Origin of the sequence: Prevotella sp. P5-50 (assembly GCF_002251295.1) — a bacterium.
In the GTDB taxonomy this organism is placed as follows: Bacteria; Bacteroidota; Bacteroidia; order Bacteroidales; family Bacteroidaceae; genus Prevotella.
Genome location: NZ_NPJA01000036.1, coordinates 1 through 17,993, shown reverse-complemented (window position 1 = coordinate 17,993; position 17,993 = coordinate 1). Strand labels below are relative to the sequence as shown.

The following is a 17,993-nucleotide window of genomic DNA, read 5'->3' as shown; positions in this document are numbered from 1 at the left end:
TTTCCTGTGTCAGTTCCTTGATGGCTCTGAGGATGGTATCAGAGCTGCATGTACGAAGGGTAGGATGATACGAGAGATGGCGCATCAGTTGTGACGTTACATCTTCCACGCATGAGCCGCCACAGAAATAAACGCTCATCAGCGAACGGACTATCTCGCTGAACTGATATCCGAAGATACTGCTGCATCTCTGACCCAGTGTTGAGTCGATAACGGGTGAAAGCATGGAGTCAAATTTCTCCATGATTGAAAAAATTCCTCCAAAAGGTGTGAGTTTCTCAGATTTAATTTGTATTTTTGCCATGTCATATTAGAGTTTTGCTTGTTTTCTTTTTGCAACACTAAGATAAGTGAAAATTCTGACATGGCAAAATCCTGGGCAACTTTTTGTTGCTCAGGAACTTATAAATAAAGTTAAATTATAGTGTTGCGGAATTAAGGTTCATATCATGGATAGAGGCAGAGACGGATGCCGCTGCCATACAGACGGTCTGTCTCTACCATTGGTTTCTACCGTCAATATTCCATCGAGAACGATATGCCACGACGCATCATGTCATTAGCCAATGGACGCATGCGCTGGAGGAACGACTCCCATGCGCGGTTTTCCTGCTGACTCCATCCAGCCTCTGCCAATGCTATGGCACGGGGATAAGCCTGATAATAGATGCGCTCAGGTGTTGTGATACATTCACTCCAAAGCGTTCCTGCCACACCAAACAAGTTGTTCTCTTCAAACTTCTTATCGTGTCCCCATGCAGGATCAAGGCTATAAGTATCCTTGAGTGTAGTCGTCGGCATACCCCAGTTGACTTCGGGCATATCGCCCTTGGCCATTGGATAGTCGAAATAGCAATGTTCTCCTGGACATAGCATGATGCGGGCATTGTTTTCCACAGCAGCTTGAAGCGCCTTATCGGTCAGTCCATAGGTCATGATGCGGCAACACGCCGTTACAGGAATATGATGGTCAGTCCTGCCATCACGATACTTACCATCGACATGAGCTTGATAAGAATATTGAGCGAGGGACCAGAGGTATCCTTGAATGGGTCGCCCACGGTATCGCCAACAATGGTGGCCTTGTGGTTCTCACTGCCCTTTCCGCCGAAATGGCCCTCTTCTATCATCTTCTTGGCATTATCCCATGCACCACCAGAGTTAGACATAAACACGGCAAGGGTGAAACCAGCAGCAAGTCCGCCAGTGAGCAGACCGAGCACACCAGCCACACCAAGCACAAGACCCACCACGATGGGGATAACGATGGCAAGCAGCGAAGGAATGATCATCTCGCGCTGGGCACCACGTGTGCTTATCTCCACACAGCGACCATAGTCGGGTGTGGCTTTGCCTTCAAGTATTCCTTTGATTTCTCGGAATTGCCGGCGCACCTCCTGCACCATCGATTCGGCAGCACGACCTACGGCACCCATGGTCAATCCGCAGAACAGGAAGGCAGCCATTGCTCCGAGGAAAGCACCTACCAGGACCTTCGGATTGATGAGATTCACTTGGAAGAAATTGATGAAGTCTATGGTCGTTGCATTCGTTGGGTCGAACACATTTCCTGCTGCATCAAAATACTGTTTGCCGTTTTCCACGGCACGTATCATGGCAATCTTGATTTCCTCGATGTAGGAAGCAAGTAGAGCGAGAGCCGTAAGGGCAGCCGATCCGATGGCAAAGCCCTTGCCCGTAGCAGCAGTAGTATTGCCAAGGGCATCAAGGGCATCGGTGCGCTCACGCACTTCTTCACCCAGTCCGCTCATCTCAGCATTGCCGCCGGCATTGTCGGCAATGGGTCCATAGGCATCGGTGGCAAGGGTGATGCCGAGCGTTGACAGCATGCCCACGGCTGCAATACCTATACCGTAAAGGCCGATACTGATAGACTTTGCCGAGAGCGACATATCGAAACCGTTGGCACAGAGATAGCTCAGCATGATAGCCACCGATATGGTGACTACGGGTATCATCGTAGAGATCATTCCCGTACCTATTCCTTTAATAATAACGGTGGCTGGTCCTGTCTGCGATGCCTCTGCTATCTTTTGTGTCGGTCGATAACTTTGTGAGGTGTAATATTCCGTTGCCTGACCGATTACCACACCTGCCACAAGACCGCTGATAACGGAGAAACTGAGTCCTAACCAGTTTTCTATACCCAGCAGATAGAGAATCACAAAGGTGGCTACGGCAATGAGTCCGGCGCTGACATTGGTGCCAAGCCCCAGCGAGTGGAGCAGTTCTTTCATCGATGCTCCCTCTTTGGTGCGCACCAAGAATATGCCGATAAGCGACAGGAATATTCCTATGGCGGCTATCACCATCGGGGCAATGACTGCGCGCAACTGCATATCGCCATTCATGGCAAAGGCTGTAGCGCCCAAAGCGGCGGTTGACAGTATCGAACCGCAATAGCTCTCGTAGAGGTCGGCACCCATTCCGGCAACATCGCCCACATTGTCGCCCACATTGTCGGCAATGGTGGCTGGATTGCGTGGGTCATCTTCTGGGATATTGGCTTCTACCTTGCCCACGAGGTCGGCACCCACATCGGCAGCCTTGGTGTATATTCCTCCACCCACACGGGCAAAGAGTGCTTGGGTGGAAGCGCCCATGCCAAAGGTCAACATGGTGGTTGTGATGGTGATGAGTGCAGTATTTTCGCCTTCATAAACGGCATTGAGTACAACAAACCAAATGGCGATATCGAGCAGTCCAAGACCTACCACAACGAGTCCCATCACCGCACCACTGCGGAATGCTATCCGCAATCCTTTGTCCAGTCCGGTGCGCGCTCCGTGAGCGGTACGGGCTGATGCATAGGTGGCGGTTTTCATACCGAAGAAACCTGCCAGTCCGGAGAACAGACCGCCGGTGAGAAATGCAAAGGGTACCCATGGATTTTGCACTTTCAGTACGTACGCCATGAAAGCAAATACGAAGGCAAGCACTATAAAGACGATAGTCACTACCTTATACTGTTGTTTCAGATAAGCCATTGCACCTTTTCTCACATGTGCTGCAATTTCTTTCATTCGCTCTGTACCTTCATCTTCCTTCATCATGGTGCGGAAGAAATACCATGCCATTCCTAATGCAACAATACTGGCAATCGGAATCAGCCAAAACACTAATGGAATGTTGTTCATAACAATATAGTTTTTAGATTAATAATTATATACGGCAATCATCGTTTGGAAAACGATACTGCAAATTTACGAAATATATCGATACGAAAAAGCAAAATCCATTATTTTTTTCGAACCAAACAAATTTATTTTCCATTGCGCACACATCTCTATTCTGGATCAACATTTCCTCGCGCACACGCACACGCGAGTCTCAACTTTTTCGACCACCGACCACCATTTCCGCATATCATTCGTCTTTTCAACAACTTACAGCGGTGGTCGATTCCAAAAAAACATGGTTTTCGACCACCATTCGACCACCCTCCAAACACCATGCCCAATCTGCTGTTGCAACCATAAAAGCTGCGAAACCACAATAGAGTCCAATATAGGCTTGGTATTTTCAGATGCTCGACAATACCCTTATCATACATTCGACAACACTATTGCACAATATTTGACATTACTCCTTTCTGATATTTGAAACAACTTGTTTCCAACATTGAAAAGGCCCTTATCAAACGTTTGACAGCACCCTTATCCAACGTTTGACAACACTTTTATCTAACGTTGGACAATACTTTTATCTAACGTTGGATAACACCTTTGTCAAACGTTGGATAACACCTTTACCTAACGTTGGATAATAACTTTGTCAGCCGTTTGAAAATGCCTGATAATAATTTTTATTTACTTCGTGTAAATATCCACAATGATTATCTGGAAAACTATGTGTGCTCGAAGTGTGGTCGAAAATACGGGTTCGAAGCAATCGACCACAGCAACAAATCACTATCTTACAATACATTACACTATACCTGTGGTCGTGTGGTCGAAATTTTTAGAAAACAAAAATTTAATGAATTCCAAGTACGGAAACCGTATCATCTATTCAAGACGATAGTTGTCTCTATAATTACATTTTTTAAAAGGGGCAGTTCTATTATCAGATTCTTAATTGTACCGAATTCGATACTATTAAAACTATGCGTTACAGATGACAATATAACAGTTTTCAAAAAGTAAACTGGGCATTTTCTGTTTCACAGAATTATCTTCAATAAGGATTCAGCCAAAGAAAATAATGATAAAGCAAGATTTTTATGTCAACATCTTCGCCTCTCTCATTTAATTTTTATATATTTGCATGCAATATAACCCGCAACATTCCCAACACATCAAAACGTATGGTAACATATCTCATCATTATTGCTGTGGTAGCTGTCATCATGGTGGCAGTAGGCTTCGCATTAGGCAACAAAAGCAAAGGTAACGGACAAAACAATACCGAACTGATTGACAATCTACACGCACAACTGACTGACTTGACCAGGAAAATACAAGCACAGGAAAGCACCATTGCCAATCAACAGAATCAAATCATAACACTTACATCGGAGCGCGATGTGCAGAAAACTCACGCTGAGAATTTCTGTGCACAGTTGACTTTACAGAAAACTGACTTCGAAAAACAGATGAGCGCCCTAAAGGAAAATACCCAACAAACTATCAATACCGAAAGGGATCGCAATGTCAAAAGGGAAAGCGAACTGAAAGAAACTTTTGAGAAACAACTCGCCGACTTCAAGGCTTCTTACGAAACACAGATTGCAGAACTGAAGACCTCGCATGAGAAACAACTGGAACAAACCAAAGAGGGTGCCGAAAAACAAATAGAAGCGCTGAAGCAAATGAACCGCGAACAGATTGACAGTCAGATAAAACTCATCAAAGAGCAGATGCAGACCACATCGGAAGAAGTGCTCAAGCGCAGACAGGAAGAGTTGGGAGAGAGAAACAAAGAACAGGTGTCGAAGATTATCGACCCGTTGCAACAGAGCCTGAAGGATATGCAGGAGGCTTTCGATAAATCGAAGGAACAACAAAACGAAGCACTCACCCGACTCGACGAGACCATCAAAATCAATATGCAGAAGAGTGCACAACTGGGAGAAACTGCCGACCGACTGACCAGAGCTCTTACCGGTGAGGTGAAAGTGCAGGGCAACTTCGGCGAATTGAAACTGAAACAACTCCTTGAAGACCTTGAACTGAAAGAGGGTGAACAGTTTGACACGCAGGAAACACTACGCGACAAAGCAGGAAAAACGGCTAAAGGCGAAGACGGAAAGGGACTGATACCCGACTTCATTCTGCATTTCCCCAACAACCGCCATGTAGTGGTCGATTCAAAAATGTCGCTGACAGACTATGAGCGATATATGAATGCAGAAGACGGCACAACCGAGAAGTCAGATTATCTTAAAGCACACATCGCCAGCGTAAGAGCACAGGTGAAGCGACTTGCAAAAAAGGAATATACCAAATATCTGCCAAGCGGATACAACAGACTCAATTTCGCCATTATGTATGTGCCGATAGAAGGGGCACTCAATCTGGCTCTACTCAACGACAACTCGCTATGGCGCGAAGCCTACGATGAAGGGGTGTTGATACTCGGTCCGCAGACCATGTATATGAACTTGCGCGTATTGGAGATGATGTGGACACAGGTGAGACAACTCCAAAACCAGCAGGACATGATGAATGCTGCCAATACCGTGATAGACCGCGTGCAGGACTTTGGCATTCGTTTCATGGAGGTGGAATCGAGCATGAACGATACCATCAAGAAGATTTCCAAGCTGAAAATTACCACCGCCGACAGCGGACCAAGCATCATCACAGCTGCCAAAAACCTGATTAAGGCAGGTGCCAAAGAGAATAAAAAGAAGAAGTCGCTCAACGACATGAACGACTCCTTATTTATAGAAACAGATGCTACAGCGATGCTCCATGACGAGAGCGAAAGCTGATTTCACTTTCCTTTGATCACATTTCGTGCGGTTTCGATAATGGTATCGACACCACGACGCGTATCTGCATCATCGAGATGGAGGGAGATGTCGGGCTCGATGCCAAACTCTGTCTGACGCTTCTGACTGTCGTACATGGGGCAGGCTGAATAGCGAACCATCCATCCATTAGGCAGACTATTGCTCATCGGCATGCCAGAACCGCCACCAGTACGATAACCTACCAGAGTGACATTTGGGAGCGCATGCATCATCGATGCAAACTCGTTGGCAGCGCTAAACACCCCACGGTTGACAAGAACACATACCGGTTTGCGCCAACGCAGCCTGCTGGAGGGTTCGAGATACTGAGCTTTGAGTTCGCTGAAATCATTATGTCCCGTACCTGTCTTGTGTTGCATATATCCCACCAACGTCTTCTCATCGACGAAGCGGGAAGCCAAGCGCTCGGCATTGGTCAGTTCGCCACCGCCATTGCTACGGATGTCGATAATAAGTCCGCGACAAAGCAGGAAATAAGACAATACCTCATCGAGGTTGCCCTCTCCTATTGCATCGGCAAACGACTCATAGCGCACATAGCCGATATTGTCGTCAAGCACCCGATATTTCATGCCGCTGGCAATTTTATAGTCTGTACGGAGATAAATGCGTTCGAGCGAATCGCTATAATCTGAGGTATAGTCTTCCTTCCATGCCCAATAGCGCCCGTAATCATAACTGGCACCAAGGTTGACGTGTCCGTCGCGCAGTTCCGACAGCATATCGGTCATCACTTCAAAGAGCTGACGATCGGTCATGCGGTCGCTGACGCGTTCCTTGTATTTGACATAGACCTCCTGCCAATCGAGTCCATACTGCTGTTGCTTATAGTCGAAGAAGCAGTAATGCTGATCGATGATACGCCAAAGTGCCTCAAAATTGCCGGTTGGCGTATTGGGTTGTTCGTCTTCGTCGATACAAGAAGTGAACATCGTGACCATGAATATGGCGCACAACATCAGGGCGACGGTATGCAAACGGTTCAGCGTCTGCATGAAGCCAAATGGGCAAAGCCGATGGACGATATTCAATTTATGGGATAGAACTGTCATCATGATTCGTTACAGGATTGATTGTTTTACGCTGTCTGAATTGTATTCAGAGCCGGCGCGAAATGATTGAGAACCGACGGGTGATGCCCACCATGAAACGATGAGTATAGACATGTTGCTTCAGATGATTGACATGAAACTGCTGATAGTTGCCCAAATAGCCGATGCGAAGGGCGATAGACGCTGATAATGGCGTTTCGAGTGTCAACATCTGACGAAACTCAGGTGCCGACACAAAGGTGGTCAGCCGCACGTTGCCGTCATAGTCGCCTCTGACAAAAGTCTCATAGTAGGTCTGTCCGTAGTTGGGCGAGAACATCACTCCTGCCAATGGCAAGGCAAGTTCGTAGCGTGCCACTACCGGATGGCGCATGACCGAGAAGCGATAGGAAGCCACTCCGGTAGGCATCAGATTAAGATGTGCACGAGCCTGGGCAGGATTGTTAGAATTGGAACTATTATAGATAAATCCCAACGAGGCATTAGCCATGCCTCCAGCCTGTAGGGTCAGGCGATTGTCGAGCAGTTGCCACCGGCGCAAACGTCCCCAATAGAAATTGTAGGCACCTTCCAGTTCGTCGCGCTGATCAGTACGGTCGCTAACCGACGAGAAGTTGACTTCATGTTCCATGACCGTGCCCCATCTTCGTTGTGGACGCTGTCGTTCGACGGTGCAGAGATATGTAACTCCCGGTCCGCTAAAATGTTCGGCAGACAGATAGGTGTCAAGCACCTGGGATGCGCCACCTCCCACCATGTGACTTACCGTAGAGATACGGAGAGAATCGGTAGCGGTTTGTGACGTTGCCGACGTTGCACTCAGCATAAGTGCCAGTACGAAGAGCGTTCTATTGATAGTCTTCATCAGAGAAAAGCGTTTGTTGTCCAGTCAGTTCGTCAATCACCTGTTGCTGACTCTTTCCAGCATCAGGATCCAGATTCTCTTCCTCTTCCGTTTCATCGGCCTCATCTTCTTTGGGTGGGTCAGGCAGACGAGTGGGTTCCAGTTCGGTAATGCTGGCAATCTGGTAGGTAGTGAGACGTTTACCCTTTGCTTTATAGCCCTTAACAGCAATAAACTGTTCTACGTCAATCTCCTCTGATCCACGGAATTCGTCGGCTCCACCATAGGTGACAAGGATGCGCGGATAGACTTGGTCGGTGAGCAATATCTCCTTGGAATTGGGATTCTCGCCCAGATAACATTGTTTGCGTTTGGATGCTTCCAGCAAGAAGCGCTTGACATAGGGATATCCTTGATTGTCGGCATCGTAGAGCACACAGCTCCAGACCTTGTCGGCTTCGTATTTCTCCAGTCTTACGATATTGTCTTCGAAGTGGTTGTTGACATCGAAATTGGTGAGATAGTATTCACCATTGGGTAGGAATACGAGTATCTGGTCGCCATCGTTGAACTCGCCCAACAAGCGTCCGTGCTCGTCGTAGTTCAGGCGGTTGACATCGGGATCGTACCACACTTTGCGTCCGCCCAATGTGGAGTGACCATGACTCTTTAGTCCGATGCGATGCACTTGGAACTTGGTCAGCAGATTACCCTTAGCAGCACGTCCCTTGATGAGCACCTCGGAGAAGTCCTTGTCGAAGAATATCTTTTTGAGCTTTGGTGCAGGGTCGAGTGTTATCTTGATAACTTCAGCCTCGCCATTGGGATTGGCGGTGAAATAAACGACACGCGATCCCGGGGTTCCAATGGTCAGGTCGTATTCGCGATCGCGAGTAACCGACGGCACGTTGAAACGCTTGATATAATAGAAGCCTTTCTTTCCGTCACGATACACCATATTATAAATAGTGCGCTGGTCGTTTTTCTTAAACACACCAAGCCACAGTATATTCTTTCCTACGAATATCTTATCTGCCACACGGATGACCTTGAACTTACCATCTTTGTAGAAGATGATGACATCATCGATATCGGAACAGTTGCAGACAAACTCGTCTTTCTTCAGTCCTGTACCTATAAATCCATCGGCACGGTTGATATAGAGTTTCTGATTGGCCTCAACAACCTTGGTAGCCTCGATGGTATCGAAGTTGCGGATTTCGGTCAGTCGCGGATGATCCTTACCATATTTCTCTTTAAGGAACTTAAACCAATTGGCGGTGACCTCTACAAGGTTGTTGAGGTCGCGGTCAATCTGTTCGATTTCCTCCTTGATGCGTGCCATGAGTTCGTCGGCTTTATCTTTGTTGAACTTAAGGATTCGCTGCATTTTAATCTCCAGCAACTTGAGAATATCATCCTTGGTTACCTCACGAACCAGTTGTGGATAGTAGGGAGTGAGGCGTTCGTCAATATGTTCGCATACGGCATCGACATTGGGTGCCTGTTCGAATTTGCGGTCTTTATAGATGCGCTCTTCGATGAATATCTTTTCAAGCGAAGCGAAATGATACTGCTCAAGAAGTTCGTTTTTGCGGATTTCGAGTTCCTGCCGGATAAGATCCTTAGTGCGGTCGGCTGAATGGCGCAACACATCGGATATGGTGAGGAATTTCGGCTTATTGTCTTCGATGACACAGCAGTTGGGCGAAATATTGATTTCGCAATCGGAGAAAGCATAGAGCGCATCGAGTGTCTTGTCGGACGAGACACCGGGTGCCAACTGTATTTGTATTTCCACCTTGGCTGCGGTGAGGTCTTCCACGTGACGTGCCTTAATCTTTCCTTTCTCGATGGCTTTGAGTATCGAGTCAATAATGGTTTCGGTAGTCTTGGAGAAGGGAATCTCTCGAATGACAAGGGTCTTCTGGTCGAGTTTCTCTATCTTCGCACGTACTTTCAACGAACCGCCTCGCTGTCCGTCGTTGTATTTCGAAACATCAATAGAGCCGCCTGTGGGGAAGTCGGGATAGAGATGAAACTCCTCGCCATGCAGATAACTGATGGCTGCATCACACAGTTCAACGAAATTGTGGGGCAGGATTTTCGACGACAGGCCTACGGCAATACCCTCGGCTCCCTGTGCCAGAAGCAACGGAAACTTTACGGGCAATGTGATGGGCTCCTTGTTGCGTCCGTCGTAAGACATCTGCCATTCGGTAGTTTTCGGATTGAAAACCGTATCGAGGGCAAACTTCGACAGGCGTGCCTCAATATAACGAGGGGCGGCAGCACGGTTGCCGGTGAGGATATTTCCCCAGTTTCCTTGGGTATCCACCAGCAATTCTTTCTGTCCGATCTGTACCAGCGCATCGCCAATAGAAGCATCGCCATGTGGGTGAAACTGCATGGTGTGTCCTACGATATTTGCCACCTTGTTGTAGCGACCGTCGTCCATTCGCTTCATCGAGTGAAGGATGCGGCGCTGCACAGGCTTTAGTCCATCTTCAATATGTGGTACGGCACGTTCCAGGATTACGTACGAAGCATAGTCCAGAAACCAGTTTTGATACATTCCGCTAAGATGGTGTACGGCTGCCGCATCAAACCTATCCACGGGTTTATAGCCTGAGTGTGCCTCGGCTTCAACCTCTTCGGTGATGTCTTGCTCTTCGTTCAGTATTTCGTCGTCCTTGATTTCGTCGTCCATTGATGTTTATCCTTTTAAGTTATAGGCATTGTCTGCCAACGCCTTTAATTCTTGCAAAATTACGAAAAATATTCGAATTTTGCAAGTTGGATGCTCGGTTTTACTTCACTTCAAACGATATTTCCGTCCGTATGTCGGCTGATGACGCACCTATCATGAGTTGGATGCGACCCTTTTCTGCCTCAAAACGATGGGTAGCCTCATCCCAATGGGTAAGGTCGGCACGGTCGATGGTGAGTTTGACCTCGCGTGTTTCTCCAGCTTTGACAGCCACTCGTTCAAAGGCTTTGAGCTGTTTCTGTGGATGTTCAACTTTAGAATCAGGATAGTTCACATAACATTGGACAACCTCATCGCCATCACGACCGCCAGTATTGGTAACAGGGAGCGTAACGGTCACGGTATGCTTGTCTTTCAGATTAACCTTTGGCTCACCATATCGGAACGTCGTGTAACTCAATCCGTAGCCGAAAGGATAGAGCACATCGCCTTGCTGATACATATAGGTACGGCCATTACGGATATTATAGTCCATCATGGCGGGCAAATCGAGAATATCCTTCACCCATGTTTGAGTGGTGCGACCGGCAGGATTGATGCGTCCGAAGAGTGCATCGGCTACGGCATGGCCTTGCTCCTGACTGCAATGGGTGATGTGGAGGATGGCAGGCAGATGGTCATTACTCCAATTGATGGTATATGGGAAACTGCTGACAAGCACAAGTACTGTGTTCTGGTTGGCACGATAGAGCTGACGAACGAGATCTTCATCGGGCAATTGCAACGATAGGCGGTCAACGGCTTCGCGACCGTCGCTGGGTACTGGACAGAAGAACCAATCAGCCTTGGTACCATAAGGATGATTGCCTGTACATATTACCACAGCGTCGGCTTCACGTGCCAGACGTTCTGCCTCACCCATACGGTTGTCTTTCACGTAGCTCACTTCAAATCCCTGTTGTGCTCCCAGTTCGCGAAGTGCTTTCAAGACAGTTACTTCATAGGGAGGTGTGCCACTATACCAGTCGTAGATAATCTCGTCGGCATAAGGTCCGACAACAGCCGCCTTTTTCACTTTCTTACTATCGAGCGGCAGGAGTCCGTTGTTTTTCAGGAGTACTACCGACTTGTTGGTCACCTCTCGCACAGCATTCCGTGCCTCTTCGGTCATAAAGGGCGGTGTGGCGGTTGTATCTGTTCCCATGGTTGCATACGGGTTGGGAGAATTCTTTCCGTCGAGCAGTCCAAGGCGGAGCATCACGCGCACATTACCCCGAATAGCCACTTCGATATCTTGTTCAGTAACCATTCCCTTGGCAAGCGCCTCGCGGATTTCATCCTGATAGCGGTCGAGTATCTGTCCCAACTGGTTTTTCACCACGGCAGCTGCGGCTTCTGTCTTAGTAGCAAATGCCTTATGGGCGGTCGATAGCATACCCATCGCACCACCATCGGTACAGATAATGCCATCATTCCCCCACTCTTTGCGAACGATACTTTGCAGACAGGGGTGTATGGCCATAGGTGTTCCATTCCAAGAATTATAGGCTGCCATCATGGCACGTGACCCTCCCTGCGTGATTCCTTTATAGAAAGGATAGGAATAATACTCGCGAAACAATCTGTCGTCGAAATTGCTGGAGGTAGAATCGCGACCATATTCATTACTATTGGCAAGGAAATGTTTCATCAGCGCGGCTGCTTTCCAATAGCGAGGATGATTGCCTTGCAGTCCGCGCACCATAGCCACGGTGAGCTGTCCGGTTAGGTACGGATCTTCACCATAACTCTCTTCGGTACGTCCCCAACGGGGATCGCGTGCCAAATCGGCATTGGGTGCATAGATGACAAGTCCCTTGCGGCGGGCATTGGGCTGATGGATATAATAGCGGGCCTCGGCAGCCATCTGCTCACCTACCATGCGCACAGCCTCACGATCCCACGTTTCTCCTAATCCATATGCCTGTGGAAAGATGGAAGTCGGTAGTGGATTGGGGCGCTTTTCACCATTCACCTCAATCATTCCGTTATTGTTTGCAGGTCCACCCAAAGCCACCCCATGAAGTCCTTCATAGCAACTGATAGACGGAATGCCCAAACGTGGTACCCCCATCTGTGTGGAGAGAAGAGAAATCTTCTCGTCGAGTGTCAACTGGCCGATAAAGAGATTGATACGCTGGTCATCCTTCAATCGAGTGTTCTGAAAATCGAATGGCTGTGCAACTACCGAGAGTTGTGCCATAAACATCAGTATCGAAAGCAGCTTCTTCATACTTTAATATTTTTAGGTTTTAGATTGCAAAAATACGATTTTTTTGCGAGAATGTTCTAACATTACCCCCAAAAAAGATTATTTGCAAAGCAAAAAAAACATTCGGGATGTATTCGGAATGTATTCGGGATGTATTCGGGATGCATTCGGGATGCAGCCATCCCTGTTTCTTGCGCTTTTCCGCAAGGTCTGTAAATCCCAAGCAACTCCCAAGCAACTCCCAACTAACTCCCATAAACTTACGCACAATGTAAGCCCCATCACGTTCGAATAAACAAAATATAACACGTTTTATTTTGTATTTCGCTCGATTTGCACTACCTTTGTAACCCTGTACTTAGGTAGGCTGCATCTCGGAAATAAAAAGAAAAAATCGTTTTTCTTTTGTATTTCGCTTGATTTGCACTACCTTTGCACGCATAATTTTTGAAAAGAAGTAAAAGCATTATGGCACAAGAAGATGTATTTAAGAAAATCGTAAGCCACTGTAAAGAATATGGTTTCGTATTTCCAAGCAGCGATATTTACGATGGATTGGGAGCCGTTTACGACTACGGACAGAACGGTGTAGAGTTGAAAAACAATATCAAAGAATACTGGTGGAAATCAATGGTACTGCTCCACGAAAACATTGTCGGTATCGATTCTGCCATCTTCATGCACCCCACAATTTGGAAAGCCTCTGGACACGTTGACGCATTCAACGACCCCCTCATCGACAACCGCGACTCAAAAAAGCGCTATCGTGCCGATGTGCTGATTGAAGACCAGATTGCAAAATACGATGAGAAGGTGCAGAAGGAAGTGGCAAAAGCACGCAAACGCTTCGGAGAAGCATTTGACGAAGCCAAATTCCTCGAAACCAACGAACGAGTAAAAGAGCATATTGCCAAGCGCGACGCACTACATGAGCGCTACGCTAAAGCCATGCAAGGACCAGACCTCGCAGAACTGAAGCAGATCATCCTTGACGAAGAAATCGTTTGCCCCATCAGCGGCACACGCAACTGGACGGACGTACGCCAGTTCAACCTGATGTTCTCTACCGAAATGGGAGCCAGCGCTGAAGGTTCTATGAAAGTATATCTCCGCCCAGAAACCGCACAGGGTATCTTTGTCAACTACCTCAACGTGCAGAAGACCGGTCGCATGAAGATTCCATTCGGTATCGCTCAGATTGGTAAAGCATTCCGCAACGAGATTGTAGCACGCCAGTTCATCTTCCGCATGCGCGAATTTGAACAGATGGAAATGCAGTTCTTCGTAACTCCAGGTACTGAACTCGAATGGTTCCCCAAATGGAAACAAACTCGTATGGCTTGGCACCAAGCTCTTGGTTTCGGTGCAGAAAACTATCGCTTCCACGACCACGATAAACTTGCACACTATGCCAACGCAGCTACCGACATCGAATTCAAGATGCCATTCGGCTTCAAAGAAGTGGAAGGTATTCACTCACGTACCAACTTCGACCTCTCACAGCATGAGAAATTCTCAGGAAAGAGCATCAAATACTTCGATCCACAGACCAACGAGAGCTACACTCCGTATGTCATCGAGACCTCGATCGGCGTAGATCGTATGTTCCTCTCAGTCATGTGTCACTCATACTGCGAAGAGAAACTCGAAAACGGTGAAACACGCGTAGTACTCAAACTGCCCGCCGCCCTGGCTCCTGTAAAACTGGCAGTCATGCCACTCGTCAAGAAAGACGGACTGCCCGAAAAGGCACGCGAAATCATCAACAACCTGAAGTTCCACTTCAACTGCCAATACGACGAGAAAGACTCTATCGGAAAGCGCTACCGTCGTCAGGATGCCATCGGTACTCCTTACTGCGTTACCGTTGACCACGACTCACTCAACGATGGCAAGGTGACACTCCGCTTCCGCGACACCATGGAACAGGAGCGCGTCAATATCAGCGACTTGGCAAGCATCATCGAAGACAAGGTGAGCATCGTCAGCCTGCTCAAGAAGATTCAGTAAATACACTTATTATATAATAATGAGCATCTACAACATGATGATACGCAGCAAACAGACAATCCTCGCAGGTTGCCTGTTTGCCTTGATGCCCTTCTTTGCGGCATCATGCAGCGAAGACGATGGCACAGAAGAGGAATTTGTTGATTGGAAAAATACCAATGAACAGTATTTTGAAACACAATACAAACTACATGCCTCTGCCACAGCCTCATCGTTCGTTGTACGCAAATGGTCGGTTTCCGACTCCATCAACATCCCACAGACCGACTGCATCCTCGTGGATGTAATAGAGCGCGGAGAAGGCACTACATCACCATACTACAACGACTCACTATGTATGCAGTATCGCGGACGCCTCCTGCCATCAAAGTCGTACAAAGACGGATATGTGTTCGACCAAAGTTTTGAGGGAACATACGACCCTGCCGTTACCGCTCCCTACAAGATAGCACAGTACAACTCATACGGTTCTGTATCAGGATACCGACTGCCCGTTGCTTCCGATTTCGTCGATGGATTCAGCACAGCATTAATGAACATGCATAAAGGCGACCATTGGCGAGTGACCATACCATATCAACTGGCATACGGAGAAACCGCCAGCGGAGTAATACCAGCATACAGCACGCTGGTGTTCGACATTTGGCTCACAGATTTCTGGACAAAGACTAAAGGTGATCGCAATTAAGCGGTCACCTTTTTTATATCTACGCCACGCTAATTCCTACCTTTGACACCATGCCTCTTAGGTACTTTCGCTCGAGAATGAAAAGAAAAACACGCTTTTCTTTTGAATTCTGCTCGCTTATTCGTACCTTTGTCAAGGATATACACAACTGAAAACAAGACAGAAAATGATCTGGAATGAAACTATTGAATGTATGAGTCGCGAACAGCTTCGCGACCTACAAAGCCAACGTCTGCGAAAAATGGCAGACTACGTCTATCACAACACACCATTCTATCGGAAGAAATTTCAAGAAATGGGACTCGAACCTGGTGATATCCGAGATATAGACGACATCGTGAAACTACCATTTACCAACAAGCTCGACCTGCGCGACAACTATCCCTTCGGACTGACTGCCGTGCCCATGAGTCAAATTGTGCGTATCCACGCCTCTTCAGGAACTACAGGCAAACCGGTAGTAGTACTATACACCCGCAAAGACCTTGCCATGTGGACCGAAGCTATCTCACGCGCATTCACTGCATACGGCGCTACAAAAAACGATATCTTCCAAGTGAGCTATGGCTACGGACTCTTCACCGGAGGACTCGGCGCTCACGATGGAGCTACCAATATCGGAGCCAGCGTGATTCCTATGTCAAGTGGAAACACACAGAAACAAATCACGCTGATGCACGACTTCGGCACATCGGTACTCTGTTGCACACCATCATACGCCATGTTCTTAGCAGAAACACTAAAAGACTGCGAATGGCCACGAGACGAATTCAAACTCAGAATTGGTGCATTCGGAGCCGAACCATGGACTGAAGAGATGCGCCATAAACTCGAAACATCATTGGGCATCAAAGCATACGACATCTACGGACTGAGCGAAATAGCAGGACCAGGAGTGGGATACGAATGTGAATGTCAGAACGGTACACACCTCAACGAAGACTATTTCTACCCCGAAATACTCAATCCTGAAACAGGAGAACCCATGCCTGAAGGACAATTGGGAGAACTTACCTTCACACACCTTACCAAAGAGGGAATGCCATTGCTGCGCTACCGCACACACGACCTCACCGCACTACACTATGAGAAATGTGCATGCGGACGCACATTAGTGCGCATGGACCGCATACTGGGACGCTGCGACGACATGCTCATCATACGTGGCGTCAACGTATTCCCATCACAAATCGAATCAGTCATCCTCTCGTTGCCTGAATACGAACCGCACTTCCTGCTGACCGTCGATCGTAAAGACAATACCGACACAAGCGAACTGCAGGTAGAGGTCAAAGAGGAATACTACACCGACGAGATGTCAACCATGGTTGGACTGCAGAAGAAACTCGAAGCAGAACTGCGTAGCGTCATCGGACTCGGCTTCAAAGTGCGCCTCGTAGAACCACGTGCCATCGAGCGCTCTACCGGTAAAGCTAAACGCGTCATCGATAAACGCAAGCTATAAACGCCGTGACCAAACGACACACAACCGCATTTCAATCATGCGACATACAGACAACAGAAACAACAAACAATAAAACAATAAGAATATGTTAGCTAAACAACTATCCGTTTTCCTCGAAAACAAGTCAGGCCGCCTGACAGAAGTTACAGACGTGCTGGGCAATGCAGGCGTCAACCTCTCAGCCATGAGTATTGCTGACAACAGCGACTTCGGCATCCTGCGCTGCATAGTAAGCGACCCCGACAAAGCCTACCAAGTGCTCAAAGCATCACACTTCGCCGTAAAAATGACCGATGTCATCGGCTTTGTATGTCCCAATACCAGCGGTTCACTGGCAAAAGTACTGAAACACTTGTCGGAAAACGGAGTATTCATCGAATATATGTACTCATTCTCCAACGGCGATGTGGCGCACGTAGTCATACGTCCAACAGACCTTGAGGGCTGCGAAAGAATACTCGCAGAAAAGAAAGTAGATCTACTTGCTGCAAGCGATTTATACCGTCTATAATGCCGAAAATCACGCATTTTAGGCATAAAAAACGCGTTTTGGGAACTTTTTTCGAAAAAACACGAAAAAAGTTCCCAAAATATTTGGTGGATTCACAAAAACTCCGTACCTTTGCAATCGCTTAAAAGAAATAAGCAATCAAACAAAGAAATAAGGGCGCTTAGCTCAGCTGGTTTAGAGCATCTGCCTTACAAGCAGAGGGTCGGGGGTTCGAATCCCTCAGCGCCCACAAAGAGTTCCAAAATATTGGAACTCTTTTTTTTTGTTTATATATCCATCTAAGCCTACTCTACTACAATACAGCAAAGCCTGGCTCACGGCTCAATAGATTTTTCATGGCTCAATAGATTTTTCATAGGGGTAAATGAGTATGATTCATATGAAATGCTTACCTTTGCATCATGGAAGACAAAGGTTTGCTAATGTTGGCACGTATGGTGCTGCCCAAGGAAGTGCTTGACCAC

At 47.4% G+C, this 17,993-nt stretch carries 11 protein-coding genes, 1 tRNA gene and 1 pseudogene; 6 read left to right on the top strand and 7 right to left on the bottom strand.

Going from position 1 to position 17,993, the window contains the following annotated elements:
* The 3 genes and pseudogenes from CIK88_RS08830 to CIK88_RS08820 form a co-directional block, all read right to left on the bottom strand.
* Positions 1-304, bottom strand: a pseudogene (locus tag CIK88_RS08830) (IS1380 family transposase); the annotation flags it as partial.
* 212 nt (positions 305-516) lie between these two features.
* The gene (locus tag CIK88_RS08825; RefSeq protein WP_371591543.1) at positions 517-936 is read right to left on the bottom strand and encodes a family 20 glycosylhydrolase; all 420 of its coding nucleotides are present in this window, start codon (positions 934-936) and stop codon (positions 517-519) included.
* Positions 937-953: 17 nt separating this feature from the next.
* Positions 954-3,158 (bottom strand): sodium-translocating pyrophosphatase, encoded by a 2,205-nt coding sequence (locus tag CIK88_RS08820; protein ID WP_094435943.1) that lies wholly within the window; start codon positions 3,156-3,158, stop codon positions 954-956.
* Positions 3,159-4,327: 1,169 nt separating this feature from the next.
* On the opposite strand from CIK88_RS08820, the gene rmuC reads away from it, so the two are divergent.
* Entirely contained in the window at positions 4,328-5,956 is a 1,629-nt protein-coding gene (gene rmuC, locus CIK88_RS08810; RefSeq protein WP_094435945.1) for a DNA recombination protein RmuC, read from the top strand.
* A 2-nt stretch (positions 5,957-5,958) separates the two neighbouring features.
* Here rmuC and CIK88_RS08805 read toward each other — a convergent pair whose 3' ends face one another.
* From CIK88_RS08805 to CIK88_RS08790, 4 genes are all read right to left on the bottom strand, one after another.
* Positions 5,959-6,993, bottom strand: a complete 1,035-nt coding sequence (locus tag CIK88_RS08805) for a S41 family peptidase (RefSeq protein ID WP_094435939.1) — start codon at positions 6,991-6,993, stop codon at positions 5,959-5,961.
* A 103-nt stretch (positions 6,994-7,096) separates the two neighbouring features.
* The gene (locus tag CIK88_RS08800) at positions 7,097-7,915 is read right to left on the bottom strand and encodes a DUF3316 domain-containing protein (protein WP_094435937.1); all 819 of its coding nucleotides are present in this window, start codon (positions 7,913-7,915) and stop codon (positions 7,097-7,099) included.
* The gene (locus CIK88_RS08795; protein ID WP_094435935.1) at positions 7,899-10,604 is read right to left on the bottom strand and encodes a DNA gyrase/topoisomerase IV subunit A; all 2,706 of its coding nucleotides are present in this window, start codon (positions 10,602-10,604) and stop codon (positions 7,899-7,901) included. The genes CIK88_RS08800 and CIK88_RS08795 overlap by 17 nt, the downstream gene beginning before the upstream one ends.
* Positions 10,605-10,704: 100 nt before the next feature.
* Positions 10,705-12,846 (bottom strand): glycoside hydrolase family 3 C-terminal domain-containing protein, encoded by a 2,142-nt coding sequence (locus CIK88_RS08790; protein WP_254046880.1) that lies wholly within the window; start codon positions 12,844-12,846, stop codon positions 10,705-10,707.
* A gap of 477 nt (positions 12,847-13,323) precedes the next feature.
* Here CIK88_RS08790 and CIK88_RS08785 point away from each other — a divergent pair, with 477 nt between their 5' ends.
* The 5 genes from CIK88_RS08785 to CIK88_RS08765 all read left to right on the top strand — a co-directional run bounded on the left by CIK88_RS08785 (position 13,324) and on the right by CIK88_RS08765 (position 17,758).
* Positions 13,324-14,865, top strand: a complete 1,542-nt coding sequence (locus CIK88_RS08785; protein WP_094391408.1) for a glycine--tRNA ligase — start codon at positions 13,324-13,326, stop codon at positions 14,863-14,865.
* 19 nt (positions 14,866-14,884) lie between these two features.
* Entirely contained in the window at positions 14,885-15,553 is a 669-nt protein-coding gene (locus CIK88_RS08780) for an FKBP-type peptidyl-prolyl cis-trans isomerase (protein ID WP_094435931.1), read from the top strand.
* 166 nt (positions 15,554-15,719) lie between these two features.
* Entirely contained in the window at positions 15,720-17,018 is a 1,299-nt protein-coding gene (locus CIK88_RS08775; protein ID WP_094391411.1) for a phenylacetate--CoA ligase family protein, read from the top strand.
* A gap of 85 nt (positions 17,019-17,103) precedes the next feature.
* Entirely contained in the window at positions 17,104-17,529 is a 426-nt protein-coding gene (locus CIK88_RS08770; RefSeq protein WP_094391412.1) for an amino acid-binding protein, read from the top strand.
* A 154-nt stretch (positions 17,530-17,683) separates the two neighbouring features.
* Positions 17,684-17,758, top strand: a tRNA-Val gene (locus CIK88_RS08765).
* Positions 17,759-17,993 lie beyond the last annotated feature (235 nt).

Bases quoted from the DNA above. Each gene is read 5' to 3' on its own strand.
- CIK88_RS08785 (WP_094391408.1), top strand. From the start codon at position 13,324: ATGGCACAAGAAGATGTATTTAAGAAAATCGTAAGCCACTGTAAAGAA.
- CIK88_RS08790 (WP_254046880.1), bottom strand. From the start codon at position 12,846: ATGGCACAACTCTCGGTAGTTGCACAGCCATTCGATTTTCAGAACACT.
- rmuC (WP_094435945.1), top strand. From the start codon at position 4,328: ATGGTAACATATCTCATCATTATTGCTGTGGTAGCTGTCATCATGGTG.
- CIK88_RS08825 (WP_371591543.1), bottom strand. From the start codon at position 936: ATGACCTATGGACTGACCGATAAGGCGCTTCAAGCTGCTGTGGAAAAC.
- CIK88_RS08780 (WP_094435931.1), top strand. From the start codon at position 14,885: ATGAGCATCTACAACATGATGATACGCAGCAAACAGACAATCCTCGCA.
- CIK88_RS08775 (WP_094391411.1), top strand. From the start codon at position 15,720: ATGATCTGGAATGAAACTATTGAATGTATGAGTCGCGAACAGCTTCGC.
- CIK88_RS08795 (WP_094435935.1), bottom strand. From the start codon at position 10,604: ATGGACGACGAAATCAAGGACGACGAAATACTGAACGAAGAGCAAGAC.
- CIK88_RS08820 (WP_094435943.1), bottom strand. From the start codon at position 3,158: ATGAACAACATTCCATTAGTGTTTTGGCTGATTCCGATTGCCAGTATT.
- CIK88_RS08800 (WP_094435937.1), bottom strand. From the start codon at position 7,915: ATGAAGACTATCAATAGAACGCTCTTCGTACTGGCACTTATGCTGAGT.
- CIK88_RS08770 (WP_094391412.1), top strand. From the start codon at position 17,104: ATGTTAGCTAAACAACTATCCGTTTTCCTCGAAAACAAGTCAGGCCGC.
- CIK88_RS08805 (WP_094435939.1), bottom strand. From the start codon at position 6,993: ATGCAGACGCTGAACCGTTTGCATACCGTCGCCCTGATGTTGTGCGCC.